The 21520-nt window shown below is 65.3% G+C and carries 17 protein-coding genes and 1 pseudogene; 14 read left to right on the top strand and 4 right to left on the bottom strand.

The window, feature by feature from the left end:
• Positions 1–562: 562 nt before the first annotated feature.
• The 4 genes from ASE00_RS10515 (at position 563) to ASE00_RS23440 (ending at position 4822) form a co-directional block, all read left to right on the top strand.
• On the top strand, positions 563–2536 hold the full coding sequence (locus ASE00_RS10515; RefSeq protein WP_056380005.1) for a ribonucleoside-diphosphate reductase subunit alpha: 1974 nt from the start codon (positions 563–565) through the stop codon (positions 2534–2536).
• A 179-nt stretch (positions 2537–2715) separates the two neighbouring features.
• Entirely contained in the window at positions 2716–2937 is a 222-nt protein-coding gene (locus ASE00_RS10520) for a hypothetical protein (protein ID WP_056380007.1), read from the top strand.
• 20 nt (positions 2938–2957) lie between these two features.
• Positions 2958–4010 (top strand): ribonucleotide-diphosphate reductase subunit beta, encoded by a 1053-nt coding sequence (locus tag ASE00_RS10525; RefSeq protein ID WP_056380009.1) that lies wholly within the window; start codon positions 2958–2960, stop codon positions 4008–4010.
• Complete coding sequence (locus ASE00_RS23440) at positions 4007–4822, top strand: hypothetical protein (RefSeq protein WP_156405381.1); 816 nt, start codon at positions 4007–4009, stop codon at positions 4820–4822. The genes ASE00_RS10525 and ASE00_RS23440 overlap by 4 nt, the downstream gene beginning before the upstream one ends.
• Before the next feature lie 10 nt (positions 4823–4832).
• Here the strand turns inward: ASE00_RS23440 and ASE00_RS10535 are convergent, their stop codons facing one another.
• A complete protein-coding gene (locus ASE00_RS10535) occupies positions 4833–5249 on the bottom strand; it encodes a VOC family protein (RefSeq protein ID WP_056380012.1) in 417 nt (138 codons plus the stop codon).
• Between the two features lie 282 nt (positions 5250–5531).
• Positions 5532–6542, bottom strand: a complete 1011-nt coding sequence (locus ASE00_RS10540; RefSeq protein WP_056380014.1) for a glycine zipper 2TM domain-containing protein — start codon at positions 6540–6542, stop codon at positions 5532–5534.
• 174 nt (positions 6543–6716) lie between these two features.
• Here ASE00_RS10540 and ASE00_RS10545 point away from each other — a divergent pair, with 174 nt between their 5' ends.
• From ASE00_RS10545 to ASE00_RS10565, 5 genes and pseudogenes are all read left to right on the top strand, one after another.
• Positions 6717–7130, top strand: a complete 414-nt coding sequence (locus tag ASE00_RS10545; protein WP_056381562.1) for a glycine zipper 2TM domain-containing protein — start codon at positions 6717–6719, stop codon at positions 7128–7130.
• 171 nt (positions 7131–7301) lie between these two features.
• Positions 7302–7841 (top strand): glycine zipper 2TM domain-containing protein, encoded by a 540-nt coding sequence (locus ASE00_RS10550; RefSeq protein WP_056380015.1) that lies wholly within the window; start codon positions 7302–7304, stop codon positions 7839–7841.
• 184 nt (positions 7842–8025) lie between these two features.
• A complete protein-coding gene (locus tag ASE00_RS10555; RefSeq protein WP_056380017.1) occupies positions 8026–8466 on the top strand; it encodes a glycine zipper 2TM domain-containing protein in 441 nt (146 codons plus the stop codon).
• A gap of 368 nt (positions 8467–8834) precedes the next feature.
• Positions 8835–10163, top strand: a pseudogene (locus tag ASE00_RS10560) (MFS transporter); the annotation flags it as partial.
• Positions 10163–11338: a vWA domain-containing protein gene (locus ASE00_RS10565; RefSeq protein WP_056380022.1), complete on the top strand. Its 1176-nt coding sequence runs from the start codon at positions 10163–10165 to the stop codon at positions 11336–11338. The pseudogene ASE00_RS10560 and the gene ASE00_RS10565, both read left to right, overlap by 1 nt.
• A gap of 5 nt (positions 11339–11343) precedes the next feature.
• Here the strand turns inward: ASE00_RS10565 and ASE00_RS10570 are convergent, their stop codons facing one another.
• Positions 11344–12432, bottom strand: coding sequence for an anhydro-N-acetylmuramic acid kinase (locus ASE00_RS10570; protein WP_056381565.1), 1089 nt, complete (start codon positions 12430–12432; stop codon positions 11344–11346).
• 166 nt (positions 12433–12598) lie between these two features.
• Here ASE00_RS10570 and tyrS point away from each other — a divergent pair, with 166 nt between their 5' ends.
• From tyrS to ASE00_RS10585, 3 genes are all read left to right on the top strand, one after another.
• A complete protein-coding gene (gene tyrS / locus ASE00_RS10575; protein WP_056380024.1) occupies positions 12599–13813 on the top strand; it encodes a tyrosine--tRNA ligase in 1215 nt (404 codons plus the stop codon).
• Between the two features lie 4 nt (positions 13814–13817).
• A complete protein-coding gene (locus tag ASE00_RS10580) occupies positions 13818–15098 on the top strand; it encodes a hypothetical protein (RefSeq protein WP_056380026.1) in 1281 nt (426 codons plus the stop codon).
• 126 nt (positions 15099–15224) lie between these two features.
• Positions 15225–15587, top strand: coding sequence for a PilZ domain-containing protein (locus ASE00_RS10585; RefSeq protein WP_056380029.1), 363 nt, complete (start codon positions 15225–15227; stop codon positions 15585–15587).
• Positions 15588–15629: 42 nt separating this feature from the next.
• Here the strand turns inward: ASE00_RS10585 and recG are convergent, their stop codons facing one another.
• Complete coding sequence (gene recG, locus ASE00_RS10590; RefSeq protein ID WP_056380031.1) at positions 15630–17690, bottom strand: ATP-dependent DNA helicase RecG; 2061 nt, start codon at positions 17688–17690, stop codon at positions 15630–15632.
• 72 nt (positions 17691–17762) lie between these two features.
• On the opposite strand from recG, the gene ASE00_RS10595 reads away from it, so the two are divergent.
• Positions 17763–18029, top strand: coding sequence for a succinate dehydrogenase assembly factor 2 (locus ASE00_RS10595; RefSeq protein WP_056380033.1), 267 nt, complete (start codon positions 17763–17765; stop codon positions 18027–18029).
• 22 nt (positions 18030–18051) lie between these two features.
• Positions 18052–21510, top strand: coding sequence for a transcription-repair coupling factor (gene mfd, locus ASE00_RS10600; RefSeq protein WP_056380035.1), 3459 nt, complete (start codon positions 18052–18054; stop codon positions 21508–21510).
• Positions 21511–21520: the final 10 nt, after the last annotated feature.

Below are 21520 nucleotides of genomic sequence, written 5' to 3' on the forward strand. Positions count from 1 at the left end.
GCCATCCCCCTTTCAGGGGGACGGGGGTGGGCCCCAGCTCCCCAAGCACCCGGCGGCCTCGAGGCCCCCCTGCCGCCAGCCCACCCCCACTTCTAAATCCCTCTCCCGTGCACGTGCGGGAGAGGGATTTTGCGCATCCCCAGAAATTTATTTTTCTTCGCAAATTTCACTTGCGGATTCGAATATTTCACACCGCCTCTAACGCTACGTCCAAACCCCTGAACCGACTCGAATTTTTTTCCGCCCGGGAAACCGGACTCGTTTCACGGTTGCGACGAGTCGAGTCCCCGAACCGTCATTTTGACTCTTGCGCTCGGACTCAGATGAGGCACTATAGGTTGTGTAAGGCAACAGGGGCAGCGCTAGTGGTGGTGGCAGACGTCGAGGGGCATGGCTCCCGGCGAATGATCCACAACGTCGCTGAAAACTGGGGATAAGGGGTAATCGGCGCTGGTATCGGCCGGCCGAAACACTACATTCCCTACACGTCCTCTGAGTCGAACGGATCGGGAACATGGCCGTGCGGCCGGTTCTGTGGTATTTGTGCGAGGGAGACGGACGGATGGATCTTTCTGGCAGCAGCGAAGTGAGCGCGAACGACGTGGCGACGATCATTGATTCCTCGAAGGACGCCAAGGCGCCCGAGGCGAAGGCCGAGGCTCCGGCAAGCGTGGAGGCGGCACCCGCCGCTGCCGCGCCCGAGGAAGCGAAGAAGAAAAAGATCGACAGCATGGAGATCGTGCCTCAGCTCTATCCGATCGAGGTCGATCACAGCCGCGACGCGCTCCTCACCGATTTCGGCAAGGACACGCTGACCGACCGCTATCTCCTCCCCGGCGAAAGCTATCAGGACCTGTTCGTGCGCGTCGCCTCGGCCTATGCCGACGATCAGGCGCACGCCCAGCGCATCTACGACTATATCTCGAAGCTGTGGTTCATGCCCTCGACGCCGGTTCTCTCGAACGGCGGCACCGGCCGGGGTCTTCCGATCAGCTGCTATCTCAACTCGGTCGACGACAGCCTGGAGGGCATCGTCAACACCTGGAACGAGAATGTCTGGCTGGCGGCGCGCGGCGGCGGCATCGGAACCTATTGGGGTTCGGTGCGCGGCATCGGCGAACCGGTCGGCCTCAACGGCAAGACCTCGGGCATCATCCCCTTCGTCCGCGTGATGGATTCGCTGACGCTGGCGATCAGCCAGGGTTCGCTGCGCCGCGGCTCGGCGGCGGTTTATCTGGATGTCTCGCATCCTGAGATCGAGGAATTCCTCGAAATCCGCAAACCCTCGGGCGACTTCAACCGCAAGGCGCTCAACCTGCACCATGGCGTGCTGCTCACCGACGCCTTCATGGAAGCCGTCCGCGACGGCGCCGAATGGGATCTGGTCAGCCCGAAGGACGGCTCGAAGCGCGCTTCGGTCGACGCCCGCTCGCTGTTCCAGAAGCTGGTCGAGACCCGTCTCGCCACCGGCGAGCCCTATATCGTGTTCAGCGACACGGTGAACCGGACGATGCCCAAGCATCACCGCGACGTCGGCCTCAAGGTGTCGACCTCGAACCTGTGCTCGGAAATCACCCTGCCCACCGGCCGCGACCAGCATGGCATGGATCGCACCGCGGTCTGCTGCCTGTCGTCGCTCAACCTGGAAACCTGGGACGAGTGGAACGGCGACAAGCGCTTCATTGAGGACGTGATGCGTTTCCTCGACAATGTGCTGCAGGACTATATCGACCGCGCGCCGGACGAGATGGCCCGCGCCAAATACAGCGCCAGCCGCGAGCGTTCGGTCGGCCTCGGCGTGATGGGCTTCCACACCTTCCTCCAGGCGCGCAACATCCCGTTCGAAGGCGCCATGGCGAAGAGCTGGAACCTGCGCATCTTCAAGCATATCGCCGCCGGCGCGCAGGAAGCCTCGATGCTGCTGGCCAGCGAGCGGGGCCCCTGCCCCGACGCCGCCGACCAGGGCGTCATGGAGCGGTTCAGCTGCAAGATGGCGATCGCGCCGACCGCGTCGATCTCGATCATCTGCGGCGGCACCAGCGCCTGCATCGAGCCGATCCCGGCCAACATCTACACCCACAAGACGCTGTCGGGCAGCTTCTCGATCCGCAATCCCTATCTGGAAAAGCTGCTCACCGAGAAATCGAAGAACAGCGACGCGGTGTGGAATTCGATCCTCGAAAAGGGCGGCTCGGTCCAGCATCTCGACTTCCTGACTCAGGAAGAGAAGGACGTGTACAAGACCAGCTTCGAGATCGACCAGCGCTGGCTGATCGAACTCGCCGCCGATCGCACCCCCTATATCGATCAGGCGCAGTCGCTGAACCTGTTCATCCCGGCCGATGTCGAGAAGTGGGATCTGCTGATGCTCCACTTCCGCGCCTGGGAACTGGGCATCAAGTCGCTCTATTATCTGCGGTCCAAATCGGTCCAGCGCGCGGGCTTCGCGGGCGGGGTCGAAAGCGACAACACCCCCGACCTCAAGCAGATCGAGCTGGTGTCGAAGGACTATGACGAGTGCTTGGCCTGCCAGTGAGATGACGGCGCGCGGTGGCGCTCCCCTCCTCGTCATTCCCGCGGAAGCGGGAATCCATGGACGGCGGAGCATCCGGTCAAGCAGCGTTCCGTGTCCGTGAATTCCCGCTTCCGCGGGAATGACGGTATAAGAGTTGGGGCTACAGTGAAGCGGCGGGGGCGCCGCTTCGGGGGTAGGAAATGGACGTTTCGGTTTCGCTGATCATTGCCGGTCTGTCGGTGCTGGTCGGCCTGCTCTGCCTCTGGCTCGCGGTCGTCGCGCTGGTCCGGCTGGGCAAGGCGAAGAAGGGCCGGGACGTCGGTGGCGACACCCCCGCCACGCTCAAGGGTTTCGCGCTGCGGCAATCGCTCAGCGCCGTTGTCATGTTCGCGCTCGCCGCGATCATTGTTGTTTTTAGCTGATTAGCTGAAAGGTCCGTTCGATGCCGCTTCTCCAGGCCAGCCGCACCTACAAGCCCTTCGAATATCCGTGGGCCTTCGAATATTGGAAGCGCCAGCAGCAGCTCCACTGGCTGCCGGAGGAAGTGCCGCTGGGCGAGGATTGCCGCGACTGGGCGCAGAAGCTCTCGGATCATGAGCGCAACCTGCTCACCCAGATCTTCCGCTTCTTCACCCAGGCCGATGTCGAGGTGCAGGATTGCTACCACGACAAATATGGCCGCGTGTTCAAGCCGACCGAGATCAAGATGATGCTGACCGCGTTCAGCAACATGGAGACGGTGCACATCGCCGCCTACAGCCATCTGCTCGACACGATCGGCATGCCCGAGACCGAATATAGCGCGTTCCTCCAGTATAAGGAGATGAAGGACAAGCACGACTATCTGGCGACCTTCGGCGTCGACAGCGACGAGGACATCGCCCGCACGCTGGCGATGTTCGGCGGCTTCACCGAGGGGCTTCAGCTCTTCGCCAGCTTCGCGATGCTGATGAACTTCCCGCGCTTCAACAAGATGAAGGGCATGGGCCAGATCGTCACCTGGTCGATCCGCGACGAGACGCTCCACTGCGAAGGCATCGTGCGCCTGTTCCACGCCTTCTGCAAGGAACGCAACTGCCTGACCAATGCGGTCAAGGAAGACATTCTCGACATGTGCCAGAAGACGGTGCGGATCGAGGACGCCTTCATCGACCTGGTGTTCGAAATGGGCCCGGTCACCGGCATGACGCCGAAGGACATCAAGAAATATGTCCGCTACATCGCCGACTGGCGGCTGGGCCAGCTCGGCCTCAAGCCGATCTACATGATCGACGATCACCCCCTCCCCTGGCTCGCGCCGATGCTCAACGGCGTCGAGCACGCCAACTTCTTCGAAACCCGCGCGACCGAATATTCGAAGGCGGCGACCCGCGGCCAATGGTCCGACGTCTGGGACGCCTTTGACAACCGCAAGGCCGCGAAGCAGGCGGCGGCGGCGAACGAGGACAGCGCCGAGGGCAGCCTGTTCGGGCATGCGGGGGTCGCGGCGGAGTGAGCAAGTCTACTCAAAAAACTTGTTTTGTCATTTCTGCCATAGGACCGGAAGGTTCCGAGATCCGCGAACGTGCTGATCTAGTATATGATTTTGTCATAGCAAAGGTTCTCGAAGCAGAGCCTTTTTCCTTTAAGGTAGAACGGGCGGACAGGATAGGCACGCCAGGGATAATTACAAACCAAATAATAGATAGAGTAATAAATAGCGATTTAGTTGTAGCTGATTTAACGGGACAAAATCCTAATGTCTTCTACGAACTTGCCATTAGGCATATTTCGCAAAAGCCATTTATACACCTGATCAGCGATACTAGCGATATCCCTTTTGACAATGCTGCCGTTCGCGCGATTCCTATCGATGTAACCAATTTGAGAAGTGTAGAAGCCGCAAAGCGCGATCTGGCTGCCCAAGCGCAAGCAGCAATGGCGGATAAAGTGATTATCGATAGCCCGATCAGTATCGCCTTAAATCTCCAGGACATGAAGAAAAGCGGTGATCGAGAACAGATAGCTATCAGTACTCTTGCAGCCGATGTTGCGGATATCAAACGCTCATTGGCGACGTTATCGTTGGATAATCATGCTTCTTCATTATCCAAGGGACTTGCTAGCAGATATCTTGAGAACAACCATCTTCTAGAACCGGAAAATAAGGCTGGTTTTTTTGGGAAAATTACCAATAAAGAACTGTTTGTAGACGCATTACTCCAAGAGGCGTTAAAGGTAAAATCTGACGACGCGCTTGGCATTGGGTCAGCAGCCGCTAAGATTAAGGTGGGAGCTGCTGTAAAATCTGGGCAAAGCTCTAAGTGAGGAAAAAGGTTCACTTTTTCTCGCCATCGACATTATTGATATCCATCCAGAACAATTCCCACACATTGCCGTCCGGATCTTCAGCGCTGCGGCTGAACATGAAGCCATGGTCCTGCGCCGGATTGGGATCGGCCCGCCCACCAGCCTCGGCTAACCGGGCGACAAGCTCATCCACCTCCTCGCGGCTGTCGACATTGAGCGCGTAGAGCGCCTGGGTCTGGGCGCGCGCGTCGCCGATCGGGCGGGTGGTGAAGCTCTGATATTTCGCGTGGTTGAGCAGCATCACATAGATGGTCTCGGACAGGACGATGCACTTGCCGTTGTCGTCCGAAAATTGCGGGTTCACCGTTCCGCCCAGCGCCTCATAGAAGACGACCGACGCCGCGAGGTCGCGGACGGGCAGGTTCACGAAGATCATCTTGGCCATGGGCGGTTCCTCTCCTTCGGCGGCGATGCTAGCCGCGTGGGGCGACGGCTGGAACCCCTCTCCCATTTGGGGAGAGGGAGGGACCCAAGCTGAAAGCTTGGGAGGGTGAGGGCACGCGCTAACCTCAGCCGGGCCGCTTGCCTGTATCGCGTGCCCTCACCTTCCCACCGCTTTGCGGCGGGCCCCTTCCTCTCCCCAAGTAGGAGAGGGGTAAGAAAAAAACGGGGCGGAGCCTTGCGGCCCCGCCCCATCCTCTCCTCCAGAGAAGGTCAACCGGCGAACTTAACCCGCCCAGTTATCCCGATCGTTGGCATCCGCGCGCAGCATCGCGCCCAGCTGGTCGAGCCGCTGGTGGATGACATTCTCCTCGGTCGCGGTGAAGCGGTTGCCCGAGCGGCGCATCCGGTCCTCGTCGCGGCGGATCGAGGCGAGTTCGGCGCGGGCGCGGCTTGCCTCGCTCTTGCTGATCAGGCCGCGTTCGCGCTGCCGGTCGATGCGGGCGGCGATACGCGTCTCGCGGACGCGGACGTCGCGGCTGTTGGCGACCCCGCCGGGGCGGCCCGCCATGCCGGTCGAGACCCAGCGGCCCCGCGCGTCATAATAGCCGGTCGTCTCGCCGCGCACCCAGCGGCCATTGGCGTCATAATAGCCCGGCTGGGTCTGCGCCTGCCAATAGCCGACGGGCGCCCCATTATAGTTGCGGTCGGCGATCCAGCGGCCATTGGCGTCGTAGCGGCCATAGGTCGGCCCGGCGACCCAGCGGCCATTGTCATAATAGCCCGGCGAGTTCGCCTGCACCCACTGGCCATCGGCGGCGTAATAGCCGGTCACGCCCACCGGGACATAGCGGCCGTCGCGGTCGCGATAGCCCGCATAGTTCGGATCGCCGTTGAACGAGACCCAGCGGTTGTTGCTGTCATAATAGCCGTTCGGCGCGCCTTCGACCCAGCGGTTGTCGCGGTCATAATAGCCGCGCGCCTCGCTGGCCGAGATGCGGTTGGCATGCCAGCGGCCGCTCTCGTCATAATAGCCGTAGGAAACCTCGCAGCGGTCATTGCCGCCCTTGGCGAGCTGATTCCCCGCGATGCCGCCGGCGATCGCGCCGCCGATCGTGCCGACCTCCTTGTGACGGCCGCCGTCGATCACGCGGCCGAGGATCGCGCCGATGCCGGCGCCGGCGACGGTGGCGACGGTGCGCCCGGTGTTGTCCTGCTTGCAGACCGTCGCGGCCTGGGCCGAAGTGGTGCCAGCCGCGAGCGCGGCGATACTGGCCGCGATAAGATATGTACGCATGTGTCTCTCCTGGAACCCAGCTTAATGCCGTTTCCCCCGCCACACAGACGTTCGGCGCGGTGCAATGTTCCGTTCGCCGCTTGCGGAACGATTGTTTGACGCGTCTGCCCGAAGGAGGCCCGGCTTGACGAACGCCCTGCGCATTCCGCACAACCGCGGTGTCAGGAGATGCCGATGCGCTTGATCGTCCTCATGGCCGCCACGGCCGCCCTATCCGCCGCCCTGTCGGCTGCCACGCCCGCCATGGCGGTGAGCCTTCCGGGTTCGCAGCCGGACAAGCTGACCGCGCTGCCCGACGACTGGCTCGACAAGGATCTGGAGCCCGGCGGCGACAGCGCCGATCGTCGTGCGGACACGGACGCGGATCGCCCCGAAAGCGGCGGCGCGAGCGACGAGAAGCTGGCGGGCGGCGCGGCCGACTGCGCCCCCTCCAGCGGCACCACCGGCGCGATCCTCGGCGCGGTCGCGGGCGGCCTGCTCGGCAACATCATCGACGGCGGCCGCCACCGCGCGGCGGGCACGATCGTCGGCGCGGGCGGCGGCGCGCTGCTCGGCCGCTCGATCGAACAACGGCGCGGCTGCAAATAGGCGTAGCGCCGCCCAGTCAGGCACAGCAAGCCTCTTCAAAAAGACAGCGCTCCCCGGCTGAATTTCGGCTCAGCCCTGTCCCCCATATGAACGCGCCGTAGTTTCCGGTTCACGCAACCTTTGCGCAGCCGTTCCGTTCTCCTCTCGTCCATATCGGACCGGAGAGATTCAATGCGTAAGTTCATATTGGCGATCGCCCTGGCCGCCACCGTCACGCCCGCGATGGTCGTGACCCAGCCCGCGGCCGCCCAGAGCCGCGAGGACCGGCGCGACTGGCGGGAAGAGCGCCGCGACGACCGCCGCGACGATCGCCGGGAAAGGCGCGACGACCGCCGCGAAGCGAAGCGCGACTGGAAGGATGCGCGCCACGATCAGCGCCGCGCCTATCGCGATTGGAACCGCTACGATTACAACCGCCCCGATCCGCGCTATGGCAACCGGTACGATGCTGCCCGCTATTATCGCAACGACCGCTCCTATGGCGAACGCCGCCTGACCCGCAACGACCGCATCTATCGCGGCAATGACGGCCGCTATTATTGCCGCCGCGACGATGGCACGACCGGCCTGATCATCGGCGCACTCGCCGGCGGCCTGCTCGGCAACACGATCGCCAACGGCAATTCGTCCACCCTCGGTACCCTGCTGGGTGCAGGCGGCGGTGCGCTGATTGGCCGCTCGATCGACCGCGGCGACGCTCGCTGCCGCTAAACTGCGCGGACAGCTGATTTTCAGACATCGGCGAAGCCCCGTCCGTGCGCAGGCACGGGCGGGGTTTTCGCTATCCGCGCCGGGGCTGGCTGTCGGATCGGTGAACGTGATGTAGTTTACGGTTCACGCAACCTTTGCGCAGCCGTTCCGTTCTTCGTCGGTCAAAACGATCGGGAGAGATTCGATGCGTAAATTCCTGCTGGCGGCAGCACTGGCCGCGACCGTCCTGCCCGCCACCACCGCCTTTGCGGACCCGCCGCCCTGGGCCCCCGCCCATGGCAAGCGCCACAAGGACGATTGGCGCGACGCCCGCCGCTACGACTATAACCGCCCTGACGTCCGCTATGGCCGTTCCTATGATCCGGGCCGCTATTATCGCGACGGGCGCTATTATCAGGAGCGCCGCCTGACCCGCGCCGACCGCATCTATCGCGGCAATGACGGCCGCTATTATTGCCGCCGCTCGGACGGCACCACCGGCCTGATCATCGGCGCGCTCGCGGGCGGCCTGCTCGGCAACGCGCTCGACAATGGCCGCTCCTCGACGCTCGGCACGATCCTCGGCGCCGGCGGCGGCGCCCTCCTCGGCCGCTCGATCGACCGCGGCGAGGCGCGTTGCCGCTGAGCTGACCTTACTCCCCTCCCGCACGCGGGAGGGGTTTTCTTTTGCGTAACCGGATCGCCAGCTCTCCCCACCCCGTCATCCCGGGCCTGACCCGGGATCCCGCTTCTTAAGAATGTTCCTATTTTGTTCTATCAATTTTGGGCGATGTCTGCTAAGCGACCCGGTTTCCTCCTCTTCGGACCCCGTCGAAACCACGCCATGCAGACCGCACCCGGCAGCCCGAACCACCCCACACCGCAAGCCGCCACAAAACCGCGCGCCACCGCTCAAAAAATAAAAACACGAAAAACGCGCAAACAAGCCCATGCAACGGGGCCAGCTAAGAATCGCTCGCATCTTCTGACCATGACGGCCTACCGCTTGACCCCGCCCCCGCACCGCGCCAATCCCGGCGCGACGAGAGGGGAACGCCGTTCATGACCGACACTGCAGCCACACCGCCATCGACCCGGCGCATCCTGCTGGCCAGCCTCACCGGCACCTCGGTCGAGTTCTACGATTTCTACATCTTCGCGACTGCCGCTTCGCTGGTGTTCGGCCCGCTCTTCTTCGGCGGTTTCGAACAATCGACCCAGCTGATCTGGGCCTATACGCTGCTCGGCCTCGCCTTTCTCTCGCGCCCGCTGGGTGCCTGGGCCTTCGGGCATTTCGGCGACCGGATCGGCCGCAAGTCCACTCTCGTCGCCTCGCTGATGGTGATGGGCATGTCGACGCTGCTGATCGCGTTCCTGCCCTCCTATGAGACTGCGGGCTGGGTCGGCGCCTTCCTGCTCGCGCTGCTGCGCTTCGGCCAGGGCTTCGGGCTCGGCGGCGAATGGGGCGGCGCGGCGCTGCTCGCCGTCGAAAATGCCCCGCCGAACATGCGCGGCCGCTACGGCATGTTCCCGCAGCTCGGCGCGCCGGTCGGCTTCATCGCCGCCAATGGGCTGTTCCTGATCCTCGGCATGGGCATGACCCAGCAGCAGTTCATGGACTGGGGCTGGCGGCTGCCCTTCCTCGGATCGGCGGTGCTGGTCGGCGTCGGCCTGTGGGTCCGTCTCAAGCTCACCGAGACCGCCGCCTTCCGCGAGGCGATGGCGCATGCCGAGCCCGCCAAGGTGCCGATCGCCGAGCTGTTCCGCGCCCACCTCGTCCCCACCGTCGCGGGCACCTTCGCCGCGGTCGCCTGCTTTGCGACCTATTATCTCGCGACCGCCTTCGCGCTCGGTTACGGCACCAAGACGCTCGGCATCCCCAAGGAGACCTTCCTCGGGCTCCAGCTGATCACCATCCTTTTCATGGCGGCGGGCATCCTGCTCGCGGGCTGGTGGTCCGACCTGCGCAGCCCGCGCTATGTGCTGATCGCCGGATGCATCGGCACGATCGCCACCGGCGTTCTGATGGGGCCGATGTTCCTGAGCGGGGACCTCATGGTGATCGGGCTGTGGCTGGCGCTGGCGCTGTTCATGATGGGCTTCGTCTATGGCCCGCTCGGCGCCTTCCTGCCGTCGCTGTTCCCGCCGAGGGTCCGCTATACGGGCGCGTCGATGACCTTCAACATCGCCGGCATCCTCGGCGCGGCCCCGGTCCCCGCGGTCGCGCAATATCTCTCCGACCATGGCGGCCTCGGCTATGTCGGCTATTATCTCAGCGGCTCGGCGCTGCTCAGCCTCGCGGCGCTCTGGTGGACGCGTCATCACGACGCTAAGGTCGCCTGATGTTCTTCGGCTTCCTCGACGAGTTGCGCGCGGCGGGCATCAACGCCAGCCTCAAGGAGCATCTGACGATGCTCGAGGCGCTGCAGCGCGACGTGATCGGCTGGTCGCCAGAGGATTTCTATTATCTCGCCCGCGCCACCTATGTGAAGGACGAGGGGCAGCTCGACAAATTCGACCGGGTCTTCGCGAAGGTCTTCAAGGGCGTCCTCGCTCCCACGCCCGAAGGCGAGGAGATTCCCGAGGACTGGCTCCGCGCGGTCGCCAAGAAATATCTCAGCCCCGAGGAGATAGCGAAGATCGAGGCGCTGGGCGACTGGGACAAGATCATGGAGACGCTCAGGAAGCGGCTCGAGGAGCAGCAGGGGCGGCATCAGGGCGGCAGCAAGTGGATCGGCACCGGCGGCACATCGCCCTTCGGCAATGCCGGCTATAATCCCGAAGGCGTCCGGATCGGCGGCGAGAGCACCCACAAGCGCGCGGTGAAGGTCTGGGAGAAGCGCGAGTTCCGCAACCTCGACAACGACGTCGAGCTGGGCACCCGCAACATCAAGGTCGCGCTGCGCCGCCTGCGCCGCTTCGCGCGCGAGGGCGCGGCCGACGAGCTCGATCTGGAGGGGACGATCGCGGGCACCGCGCGGCGCGGCTTTCTCGACATCCAGATGCGCGCCGAGCGGCGCAACGCGGTCAAACTGCTGCTCTTCCTCGACATCGGCGGTTCGATGGACCCGCACATCAGGCTGTGCGAGGAGCTGTTCTCGGCGGCGACCGCCGAGTTCAAGCATCTGGAGTTTTTCTACTTCCACAACTGCGTCTACGAAGGCGTGTGGAAGGACAATAAGCGCCGCTTCCAGGAGCGGACCCCGACCTGGGACGTGCTCCACAAATTCGGCCATGACTATAAGCTGGTCTTCGTCGGCGACGCGGCGATGAGCCCCTATGAGATCAGCCAGCCGGGCGGCTCGGTCGAGCATTTCAACGAGGAGGCGGGCGATGTCTGGCTGAAGCGGATGACCAATGTCTACAGCTCGGCGGTGTGGCTGAACCCGACCGCCGAAGCCTATTGGATGCACAGCCAGTCGACCCGCATGATCCGCGAGATCATGGACAACCGCATGTTCCCGCTGACCCTGTCCGGGCTGGATGACGCGATGCGGAGCCTGTCGCGGAAGAAGTGATGCGCCTAAGGGTGGTGGACCACCCCGCCGGTCATCGGCGCGGCAACCCCGGTGGTCCCGGGAAAGCTGATCGGCTCACCGTTCAGCGCGCGGACCGCCATATAGGCGAAGCCCTCTGCCTCGGTCGCGTCGCCGTTCCAGCCGAGCGCCTCGATCGGCTCGGCGGCGATCCCGGTGGCGGCGGAGATCATCGCCATCAGCGTCGGATTATGCCGCCCGCCCCCCGCGACGATCAGCCGCCTTGGGCGTTCGGGCAGGTGGCGGAGCGCCAGCCCTACCGTCTCGGCGGTGAAAGCGGTCAGGGTCGCAGCGCCATCGGCGGCGGACAGGCCGCGCGCAGGCTGGATGGTGAAGTCGGCGCGGTCGAGCGACTTGGGCGGCGGCGCGTCGAACCAGGGGTTGTCGAGCATCGCGCCGAGCACGGTCGCGTCTACCGTCCCACGCGCCGCGAAGGCCCCGTTCGCGTCATAGGGCGATCCGGTCTCGGCCAGCATCCAGTCGTCGATCAGGCCGTTGGCCGGGCCGGTGTCGAAGGCGATCACATCGGCCTCGCCCGCGCCCAGCCAGCTGATGTTGCCGACCCCGCCCAGGTTGAGCACCGCGACCGGCGCGTCCATCCCCGCGGTCAGCGCGCGGTGATAGACCGGGAGCAGCGGCGCGCCCTGCCCGCCCGCCGCGACATCGGCCGAGCGCAGGTCGTTGACCACGCGGATGCCCAGCGCCTTCGCCATCGCCGCGCCGTCGCCGATCTGCCAGGTCCAGCCGCGGTCGGGGCGGTGCGCGATCGTCTGGCCGTGGAAGCCGATGACGTCGACCGCGCCCGCATCGACCCCCGCGCCCGACAGGAGCTGGCGCACCGCGAGGATGTGGCGGTTGGTCAGCATCGCTTCGGCCTCGACGATCTTCGGGCTGGGGCGCGGCTTGTCGAAGCTCAGCGCCAGCGCCGCCGCCTCGCGCAGCTGCTCGCGCGCCTGCCCGCTATAGGGATCGGAGCGAAAGGCGATCGGGCGGATATGGCCCGCGCCATCGGTCTCGATCAGCGCGGCGTCGATCCCGTCGAGCGAGGTTCCGGACATCAGTCCGGCGGCAAGCATCTTGGTCATCCGGTCCTCACCCTCTCGTCATTCCCGCGAAAGCGGGAATCCACGGTCACGGCACATATCGGCTCCAGCGGGCCGTCGTCCATGGATTCCCGCTTTCGCGGGAATGACGATGAAGGGCATGACGCCCGGCCCGCCACATGCTAATCGCCCGCGCGCTATGACCGAATACACATCCGACCTGCTGCGCCTGCTCGATAGCCGAGGCTATATCCATCAGATCACCGATGCGGAGGCGCTCGACAAGCTCGCCGCGACATCGGTCGTCCCCGGCTATATCGGCTTCGACCCGACCGCGCCCTCGTTGCACGTCGGCAGCCTCGTCCAGATCATGCTGCTGCGCCGGATGCAGCAGAGCGGGCACAAGCCGATCGTGCTGATGGGCGGCGGCACCGGCAAGATCGGCGATCCCAGCTTCAAGGACGAAGCGCGCAAGCTGATGACCGAAGATGTCATCGCCAGCAACGTCGCGTCGATCAAGCGGGTGTTCGAACGCTTCCTGACCTTCGGCGACGGCCCGACCGACGCGGTGATGGTCGACAATGCCGACTGGCTAGACAAGCTCGAATATATCCCCTTCCTGCGCGAGGTGGGGCAGCATTTCTCGATCAACCGGATGCTGAGCTTCGACTCGGTCAAGCTGCGGCTCGACCGCGAACAGTCTCTGAGCTTCCTCGAGTTCAACTATATGATCCTGCAGGCCTATGACTTCATGGAACTGGCCCGCCGCCGCGCGTGCCGGTTGCAGATGGGCGGGTCGGACCAGTGGGGCAATATCGTCAACGGCATCGAGCTGAGCCGCCGGATGCTGGGCACCGAGGTGTTCGGCGTGACGACGCCGCTGATCACCACCGCCGACGGCGGCAAGATGGGCAAGACGATGTCGGGCGCGGTGTGGCTCAACGAAGAATCGCTGCCCGCTTATGATTACTGGCAGTTCTGGCGGAACACCCACGACAAGGATGTCGGCCGCTTCCTGAAGCTGTTCACCGACCTGCCGCTCGACGAGATCGCGCGGCTGGAGGCGCTGGAGGGTCAGGAGATCAACCAGGCCAAGATCGTGCTGGCCAACGAGGCGACGACGATGTGCCGCGGCGTCTCAGCCGCCGCCGCCGCCGCCGAGACCGCGCGGCGGACTTTCGAGGAAGGCCAGGCGGGCGGCGACCTGCCGACGCTGGCGGTGGGTGCGGCGGGGATCAACATCCTCGACGCGGTCGTCCAGATCGGTTTCGCCGCATCGCGCGGCGAGGCGAAGCGCAAGCTGGAGGAGGGCGCGGTGCGCATCGATGGCGCGGCCATCTCCGACCCGGCCCATGTCGCGACGGCCCCCGCCAAGCTTAGTCTGGGCAAGAAGAAGCATGGGCTGCTAGCCTGACGCCATGATCCGCACCATCCTCCTCGCGGCCGTGCTGGCCTTCGGTGTCGCCGCCAAGCGCCCGCCTTCGCCGCTCGACGGGATCGCGCAGGACTATGTCCGCCTGACCCTCGAAGCCGGGCAGCGCGAGGATGGTTATGTCGACGCCTATTACGGCCCGGCGGAATGGGCCGCCGAAGCCAAGGCGAAGCCCCGCGATGTTGCGACGCTGCGCAAGGACGCCCATGCGCTCGCGACGAAGCTCGCCGCGATCAAGCCCGCGAAGCTGACGCCCGCCGACCGTAGCCGCCGCGCCTTCCTCGCCGCGCAGCTCAAGGCCGCCGAGACCAGGCTGGCTATGATCGCCGGCGAGAAGTTCAGCTTCGCCGACGAGGCGCAGGGTCTGTTCGGGGTCCGCCCCGCGCTGAAGCCGCTCAACAGCTATGATCCGGTCCTCGCCGAGATCGAGCAGCTCGTTCCCGGCGACGGCCCGCTCTGGCAGCGTGTCGATGCCTATCAGAACCGCTATGTGATCCCCACTTCGAAGCTCGAACCGGTGATGCGCGCCGCGATCGCCGAGTGCCGCGCGCGCACGGCGGCGCATATCGCAATGCCGCAGCAGGAGCGGTTCGAACTCGAGTTCGTCACCGGCAAGAGCTGGTCGGGTTACAACTGGTACAAGGGTGACGCCCACAGCCTGATCCAGGTCAATACCGACCTGCCGGTACGGATCGACCGCGCGGTCGATCTCGGCTGCCATGAGGGCTATCCCGGCCATCACGCACTGAACATGCTGCTCGAACGCAACCTCGCCCGCGCGAAGGGCTGGGTCGAGTTCACCGTCTATCCGCTGTTCAGCCCGCAAAGCTTCATCGCCGAGGGATCGGCCAATGCCGGGATCGAGCTGGCCTTTCCAGGGCCGCAGCGCGCCGCGTTCGAAGCCGCGACGCTCTACCCGATCGCCGACCTCGATCCGGCCAGCGCCGCATCCTATGACCGGCTGCTCGATCTGCTCCACAGGCTCGCGGGCGCACGGATGACGATCGCCGCCGACTATCTCGACGGCAAGATCGGCCGCGACGTCGCGCTCGACCTGATCCAGACCTATCAGCTCATCAGCCGCAAGCGCGCCGAACAGTCGCTGCGCTTCACCGAACAATATCGCAGCTATGTGATCAACTACGGCCTTGGTCAGGACATGGTGACCGCCGACCTGCACCGCGCGGGCGAATCGCCGGCGGCGCGCTGGAAGCGGATGGAAGCGATCATTTCGCAGCCGACTCTCCCCGCCGATCTGCGCAAGTGAGCGCGGCCTAAACCGATGGTCGCAATAAGGCGGAGAAAATCCCGCTTAACCTGCTGGTAACCCTGAGGCTTAACACACTGGCAAGTCCCGTAGGCAATTCTCATGTTGAAACAAGGACATGAGACCATGACCCAGCCAGCGCCCACCCTGCCCTCGTCAACCGACGAGGACGCCAAATATGCCGAGCAGCGCCGCGCGCCGCGCGACGACGTGGCCCTGCCGACGCGCATGTTCACCCAGGACAGCGGCAGCGACGTGCTGCTGGTCAACATCTCGCCGCTGGGCTTCATGGCCCGCGAATATGGTGAAACGCCGAAGGGCACCATCGTCCGTCTCGCGCTGCCCCGCCTCGGCCAGGTTTCCGCGAAGGTCGTCTGGTCGCTGGGCGGCCGGGTCGGCGCGGAGTTCATCAAGCCGATCGACAGTTACGCCTATGCCGCGATGCTCAACGCCGCGCGCGCCAAGCGCCAGCGCTGGCCGATGGGCTGACCGTCTCGGGAGCAGCGTTCCCTTCCGCGCGCTGCTCCCACCCTATCCGGCGCGCAGCAGCCCCACCGCCGCGTCGCGTTCGAACAGGTAGAGCGCGGTCCGCGCCGCCTGCCCCCGCTCCGCTTCGAGCCCTCCGTCGCGATCGACGAGCAAGCGCGCATCCTGGGTCGCCGCCTCGATCAGCGCGGCGGTCCGCTCAGGCCCCGCCAGCCGGAACTCGGCCTCGCCCGACTGGCGCGTCCCCAATATCTCGCCCGCGCCGCGCAGACGCAGGTCCTCCTCGGCGATGCGGAAGCCGTCATTGGTCTCACGCATCAGCGCCAGCCGGGCACGCGATGTTTCCGACAGGGCATTGCCGCGCAGCAATAGGCACGTCGATTGCTGGTCGCCGCGCCCTACCCGACCGCGCAACTGGTGAAGCTGCGCAAGGCCGAAGCGGTCGGCGGCCTCGATGATCATCAGCGTGGCGTTGGGCACGTCGACGCCAACCTCGATCACCGTCGTCGCGACGAGCACCCCGAGCCGGTTCGCCTGAAACTCGGCCATCACCGCGTCCTTCTCCGGCCCTTTCATCCGGCCATGGACGACGCCGACCCGATCCCCGAACAAATGGCGCAGGCTCTCCGCGCGGCTCTCCGCGGCGGCGAGGTCGGACTGTTCGCTCTCTTCGACCAGCGGGCAGACCCAATAGGCCTGACCGCCCTTCGCCATATGCCGCCCGAGCGCGCCCGCAATCTCATCCAGCCGATCACCGGAAATGACGCGCGTCTCGATCGGCTGGCGGCCCGGCGGCATCTCGTCCAGGCGGCTGACATCCATCTCGCCATAATGGCTGAGGGTCAGCGTGCGGGGGATCGGGGTCGCGGTCATCACCAGCAGGTGCGGCGGCCGCTCAGCCTTGTTCTGGAGCAGCATCCGCTGCGCGACGCCGAAGCGATGCTGCTCGTCGACCACGGCGAGCGCGAGGTTGCGATAGGCGACCTTGTCCTGGAAGATCGCATGGGTGCCGACGAGGATGTCGATCGAGCCGTCGGCGAGACCCATCAGCGTCGCCTCGCGCGTCTTGCCCTTCTCCCGCCCGGTCAGGATCGCGACATTGACGGGCAGGCCAGCGAGGGTGCGGCGGAGCGTCTCATAATGCTGACGGGCGAGGATTTCGGTGGGAGCGAGCAACGCGCCCTGCGACCCCGCCTCGACCGCAACGAGCAGCGCCATCGTCGCGACCAGCGTCTTGCCCGATCCGACGTCGCCCTGGAGCAGCCGGGTCATCGGCACCGGCTGGGCGAGGTCGCCCTCGATCTCCGCCACCGCGCGGCTCTGCGCGCCGGTTGGCGCGTAAGGCAGCCTGAGCGCGTCGCGCAGCCGCCCGTCGCCCTGGAGCGGTGTGCCCTTGCGCCGCCGCGACGAGGCGCGGACCAGCATCAGCGCGAGCTGGTTGGCGAACAGCTCGTCATAGGCGAGCCGCTGACGGGCGAGCTCGTCAGCCGGATCGGCATGGACGCGGACCAGGGCCTCGCGCCAGCCGGGCCAGCCGCGCGCGGCAAGCAGACTCGGCTCGATCCATTCGGAAAGCTCCGGCGCGCGCGCGACCGCCTGTTCGGCAAGCTGGCCCATGCGCCGCGTCGTCAGCCCTTCGGACAGTGGATAGACGCTCTCGCGGACCGGCAGGTCGACCGCCTCGTCGGGGGGCAGCACATGATCGGGATGGATCATCTGCAGTTCCTGCCCATAAAGTTCGAGCTTGCCCGAGACGATACGCGGCTCACCGATCGGCAGCAGCTTCTTCGCCCAGCCGGGATTGCCGCCGAAATAGACGAGGCTGAGCACATTGCCCGCCTGATCGGTGACGCCGACCCGGAACGGCCCGCGCCCGCCCGAGGCACGGTAGCTGACCGGCACCACGCGCACGGTGACGATTCGCCCGCTATCCTCCGCCTCGACCGTGTCGACCGGCTTGCGCTCGATCGACCCGGTGGGAAGACGGAACAGCACATCAACGACCCGTTCGAGCCGCAATTTCTTGAGCGGCTTAGCCAAGGTCGGGCCAACACCTTTCAGCGCCTCCACTTCGGCGAACAACGGGTTGAGGATATCGGGCCGCATCACTAGATGGCTTCTAACGTTCCGCCCGCAGGCTTGCCAATCGCCCGCGGGCCAATTTTGCATTGGAAGACCATGGATCGCGAAGATCGCCTTAAACGCCTGCGCTTTCGCGCATGGCACCGGGGAACCCGGGAAGCCGACTATATGATGGGCGGCTTTTTCGACCGGCTCCACCAGGGCTGGGACGACGTGTCGCTCGACTGGTTCGAGGGGCTGCTCGGTCAGGAGGACCCGGACATATTGGGCTGGGTGCTGGGGACGATCCCGGTTCCGCCCGAATGGCGGGGGCCGATGATGGAGCGGATGCAGCGGATCGATTACGTCGACATCCCGCGCTGAACCCCAAGCACTCAGAAGACAGATGACCGACCTGCAACGCATCCTCAAAGCCGGCGAGGCCCTGACCCTCGCGCGGGCACCTGCCGGGTTTCAGCCCTGGCTGCTCGCCGATCTCGCACGCGCCACCGCGGCGCGAGGCGGGCGGCTGATATTCGTCGCCGCCGACGATCAGGCGATGCAGGCCATCGCCGACGCGGCGCGCTACTTCGCCCCCGAATTGTCGGTGCTGCAGTTTCCGGCCTGGGACTGCCTGCCCTATGACCGCGCCAGCCCGGCGCTGCGTGCCACGTCGGATCGGCTCGCCACGCTGCAGGCCTTGCAGGCGAAACCGCAGGAACCGGTGCTGGTCGCGACGACGATCAACGCGATCACCCAGCGGGTACTCACCCCCTTCCGCATCCGCCAGCTCGTCGCCCGGCTCGCACCCGGCGAGCGTATCGACCGCGACAAGCTCGCCGCGCTGCTCCAGGCGAACGGCTATGTCCGCACCGACACCGTCACCGACCCGGGGGAATATGCGGTGCGCGGCGGGCTGGTCGACCTCTTCCCGGCCGGCGAACCCCATGCGCTGCGCCTCGACTTCTTCGGCGACGAGATCGAGAGCGTCCGCCAGTTCGACGCCGCCGACCAGCGTACGATCGGCACGATAAAGGGCTTCACCCTGCTCCCCGCCTCCGAAGCGCTGCTCGACGAGGAATCGATCAAGCGTTTCCGCAGCCGCTATCGCGAACGCTTCGGCGCGACCGCGACCGGCGATCCGATCTATCAGGCGGTGTCCGACGGAAGGCGGCTGGCGGGCATGGACCATTGGCTGCCGCTGTTCGAGGAGCGGTTGACCACGTTCTTCGACCATCTGTCCGACGATGACCTGATCCTGCGCGAGGCGGGATCGATCAAGGCGGGCGAAGCACGGTTCGAGGCGATCACCGATTATCACGCCAACCGCGTCCGCGCGCGCAGCGCCGATCCCGGCAGCTACCGCCCGCTGGAACCGAACGAGCTCTACCTGACCGCCGAGGAGTGGGAGCGCACGGCGGCCGACCGGCCGATCCATCTGATTACCCCCTTCGCCGAGCCCGAGACCGCACGCGTGATCGACATGGGCGTCGATGCCGCCCGCGATTTCGCGCCCGAGCGCAACCAGGGCGTCAACGTCTATGACGCGGTCGTCGAACATGTCGAAGCGCTGGGCAAGGCGGGCAAGAAGGTCATCCTCGCCAGCTATTCGATCGGCTCGCGCGAGCGTTTCTCCGGCCTGCTCAAGGATCACGGCCTCGATCGGGTGGCGTTGTCGGCAAGCTGGCAGGAAGCACAGGGTCAGGCACCGCGCGGCGGGGCCGCCCTTGCCGTCGTCCCGCTCGGCCATGGCTTCACCAGCGGCGACATCGCGCTGCTCACCGAGCAGGACATGCTCGGCGACCGGCTCGTCCGGCGGCAGAAGCGCAAGAAATCGGCAGACGCCTTCCTCGCCGAGCTGGCAACGCTCAGCCCCGGCGATCTGGTCGTCCATATGGACCATGGCATCGGCCGCTATGAGGGGCTGACCTCGATTCCCGTGGGCACTTCGCCGCATGACTGCGTCGCGCTCAGCTATGCCGGCGGCGACAAACTCTACGTGCCGGTCGAGAATATCGATGTGCTCAGCCGCTATGGCGCGGAGAGCGAGGGCGCGCAGCTCGACAAGCTGGGCGGCGTCGGCTGGCAGACGCGCAAGGCGCGGATGAAGGAGCGCATCCGCGAGATCGCGGGCGAACTGATCAAGACCGCAGCCGAACGCGCGCTGCGCCCCGCCGATGTCGTTCAGCCCGAGAGTGGCTATAATGAGTTCGTCGACCGCTTCCCCTATCAGGAGACCGAGGACCAGGATCGTGCGATCGCCGACGTGATCGAAGATCTGGGCGCGGGCAAGCCGATGGACCGGCTGGTGTGCGGCGATGTCGGATTCGGCAAGACCGAGGTCGCGTTGCGCGCGGCCTTCGTCGCGGCGATGGCGGGGATGCAGGTGGCGCTGATCTGCCCGACCACCCTGCTCGCGCGCCAGCATTACAGGAATTTCGTCGACCGTTTCCACGGCTTCCCGATCAATGTCGGCCATCTGTCGCGGCTGGTGAGCGCAGGCGACGCGAAGAAGGCGAAGGATGGGCTTGCCGACGGGTCGCTCGACATCATCGTTGGTACCCATGCGCTGCTGGCCAAGGGGATCGAGTTCAAGCGGCTGGGCCTCGTCATCGTCGATGAGGAACAGCGCTTCGGGGTTACCCATAAGGAGCGGCTGAAGGCGCTCAAGACCGACGTCCACATGTTGACGCTGACCGCGACACCGATCCCGCGCACGCTGCAGATGGCGATGTCGGGGCTGCGCGAGCTTTCGGTGATCCAGACCCCGCCGGTCGACCGGCTGGCGGTGCGCACCTATGTTGCGCCCTGGGACGGGGTGGTGATCCGCGAGGCGCTGCTGCGCGAACATTATCGCGGCGGGCAGAGCTTCCTCGTGACGCCACGGATCAAGGACCTGCCGGACATCGAGGACTATCTGCGCAAGGAAGTGCCCGAGGTCAGCTATGTCGTCGCGCACGGACAGATGTCTGCCGGCGAAGTCGAGGAGCGGATGTCGGCCTTCTATGACAAGAAGTTCGATATCCTCGTCTCGACGACGATCATCGAGAGCGGGCTGGACATCCCGTCGGCCAACACGCTGATCGTCAACCGCGCCGACAAATTCGGCCTCGCCCAGCTTTATCAGCTGCGCGGCCGGGTCGGCCGGTCAAAGACGCGCGCCTATGCCTATCTGACCACCGGCAACCGCACGCTGACCGAGACCGCCGAGAAGCGGCTGCACATCCTCCAGAATATCGACACGCTGGGGGCGGGCTTCCAGATCGCCAGCCACGACCTCGACATCCGCGGCGCGGGCAATCTGCTCGGCGACGAACAGTCGGGGCATATCAAGGAGGTCGGTTTCGAACTCTATCAGTCGATGCTGGAGGAGGCGATCCTGGAGGCCAAGGCGGGCGGCCTGGCCGACGCCAAGCGCGAGGCGTTCAGCCCGCAGATCAACGTCGATGCGCCGATCCTGATCCCCGACGACTATGTCCCAGATCTCGACCTGCGCATGGGTCTCTACCGCCGCATGAATGAGGCCGAGAGCAAGCAGGAGATCGAGGCCTTTGCCGCCGAGATGATCGACCGCTTCGGACCGCTGCCCGACGCGACGCAGAATCTGCTCACTGTGATCGAAACCAAGCTCAACTGCCGCAAGGCCTGCGTCGCCAAGCTCGATGCCGGTCCGCGCGGGGCGCTCGTCACCTTCCACAACGACCATTTCCCGGACCTGCCCGGGCTGCTGGCCTATGTCGACCGGATCGGCGCGAAGCTGCGTCCCGACAGTAAGCTGGTGATCACCCGGCCATGGCCGGATGCCAAGGCGCGGTTGAATGGCGCGCTGCAATTGTCGCGGGGATTGGCGAAGATATTGAGTTGAGGGCAGCGCG

It is taken from the genome of Sphingomonas sp. Root710, from assembly GCF_001429065.1.
In the GTDB taxonomy this organism is placed as follows: domain Bacteria; phylum Pseudomonadota; class Alphaproteobacteria; order Sphingomonadales; family Sphingomonadaceae; genus Rhizorhabdus.

Bases quoted from the DNA above. Each gene is read 5' to 3' on its own strand.
- recG (WP_056380031.1), bottom strand. From the start codon at position 17,690: ATGCGGCCCGATATCCTCAACCCGTTGTTCGCCGAAGTGGAGGCGCTG.
- ASE00_RS10540 (WP_056380014.1), bottom strand. From the start codon at position 6,542: ATGCGTACATATCTTATCGCGGCCAGTATCGCCGCGCTCGCGGCTGGC.
- ASE00_RS10550 (WP_056380015.1), top strand. From the start codon at position 7,302: ATGCGTAAGTTCATATTGGCGATCGCCCTGGCCGCCACCGTCACGCCC.
- ASE00_RS10545 (WP_056381562.1), top strand. From the start codon at position 6,717: ATGCGCTTGATCGTCCTCATGGCCGCCACGGCCGCCCTATCCGCCGCC.
- ASE00_RS10585 (WP_056380029.1), top strand. From the start codon at position 15,225: ATGACCCAGCCAGCGCCCACCCTGCCCTCGTCAACCGACGAGGACGCC.
- ASE00_RS10535 (WP_056380012.1), bottom strand. From the start codon at position 5,249: ATGGCCAAGATGATCTTCGTGAACCTGCCCGTCCGCGACCTCGCGGCG.
- ASE00_RS10525 (WP_056380009.1), top strand. From the start codon at position 2,958: ATGCCGCTTCTCCAGGCCAGCCGCACCTACAAGCCCTTCGAATATCCG.
- ASE00_RS10570 (WP_056381565.1), bottom strand. From the start codon at position 12,432: ATGCTTGCCGCCGGACTGATGTCCGGAACCTCGCTCGACGGGATCGAC.
- ASE00_RS10580 (WP_056380026.1), top strand. From the start codon at position 13,818: ATGATCCGCACCATCCTCCTCGCGGCCGTGCTGGCCTTCGGTGTCGCC.
- mfd (WP_056380035.1), top strand. From the start codon at position 18,052: ATGACCGACCTGCAACGCATCCTCAAAGCCGGCGAGGCCCTGACCCTC.
- ASE00_RS10565 (WP_056380022.1), top strand. From the start codon at position 10,163: ATGTTCTTCGGCTTCCTCGACGAGTTGCGCGCGGCGGGCATCAACGCC.
- ASE00_RS10555 (WP_056380017.1), top strand. From the start codon at position 8,026: ATGCGTAAATTCCTGCTGGCGGCAGCACTGGCCGCGACCGTCCTGCCC.
- tyrS (WP_056380024.1), top strand. From the start codon at position 12,599: ATGACCGAATACACATCCGACCTGCTGCGCCTGCTCGATAGCCGAGGC.
- ASE00_RS10595 (WP_056380033.1), top strand. From the start codon at position 17,763: ATGGATCGCGAAGATCGCCTTAAACGCCTGCGCTTTCGCGCATGGCAC.
- ASE00_RS10515 (WP_056380005.1), top strand. From the start codon at position 563: ATGGATCTTTCTGGCAGCAGCGAAGTGAGCGCGAACGACGTGGCGACG.
- ASE00_RS10520 (WP_056380007.1), top strand. From the start codon at position 2,716: ATGGACGTTTCGGTTTCGCTGATCATTGCCGGTCTGTCGGTGCTGGTC.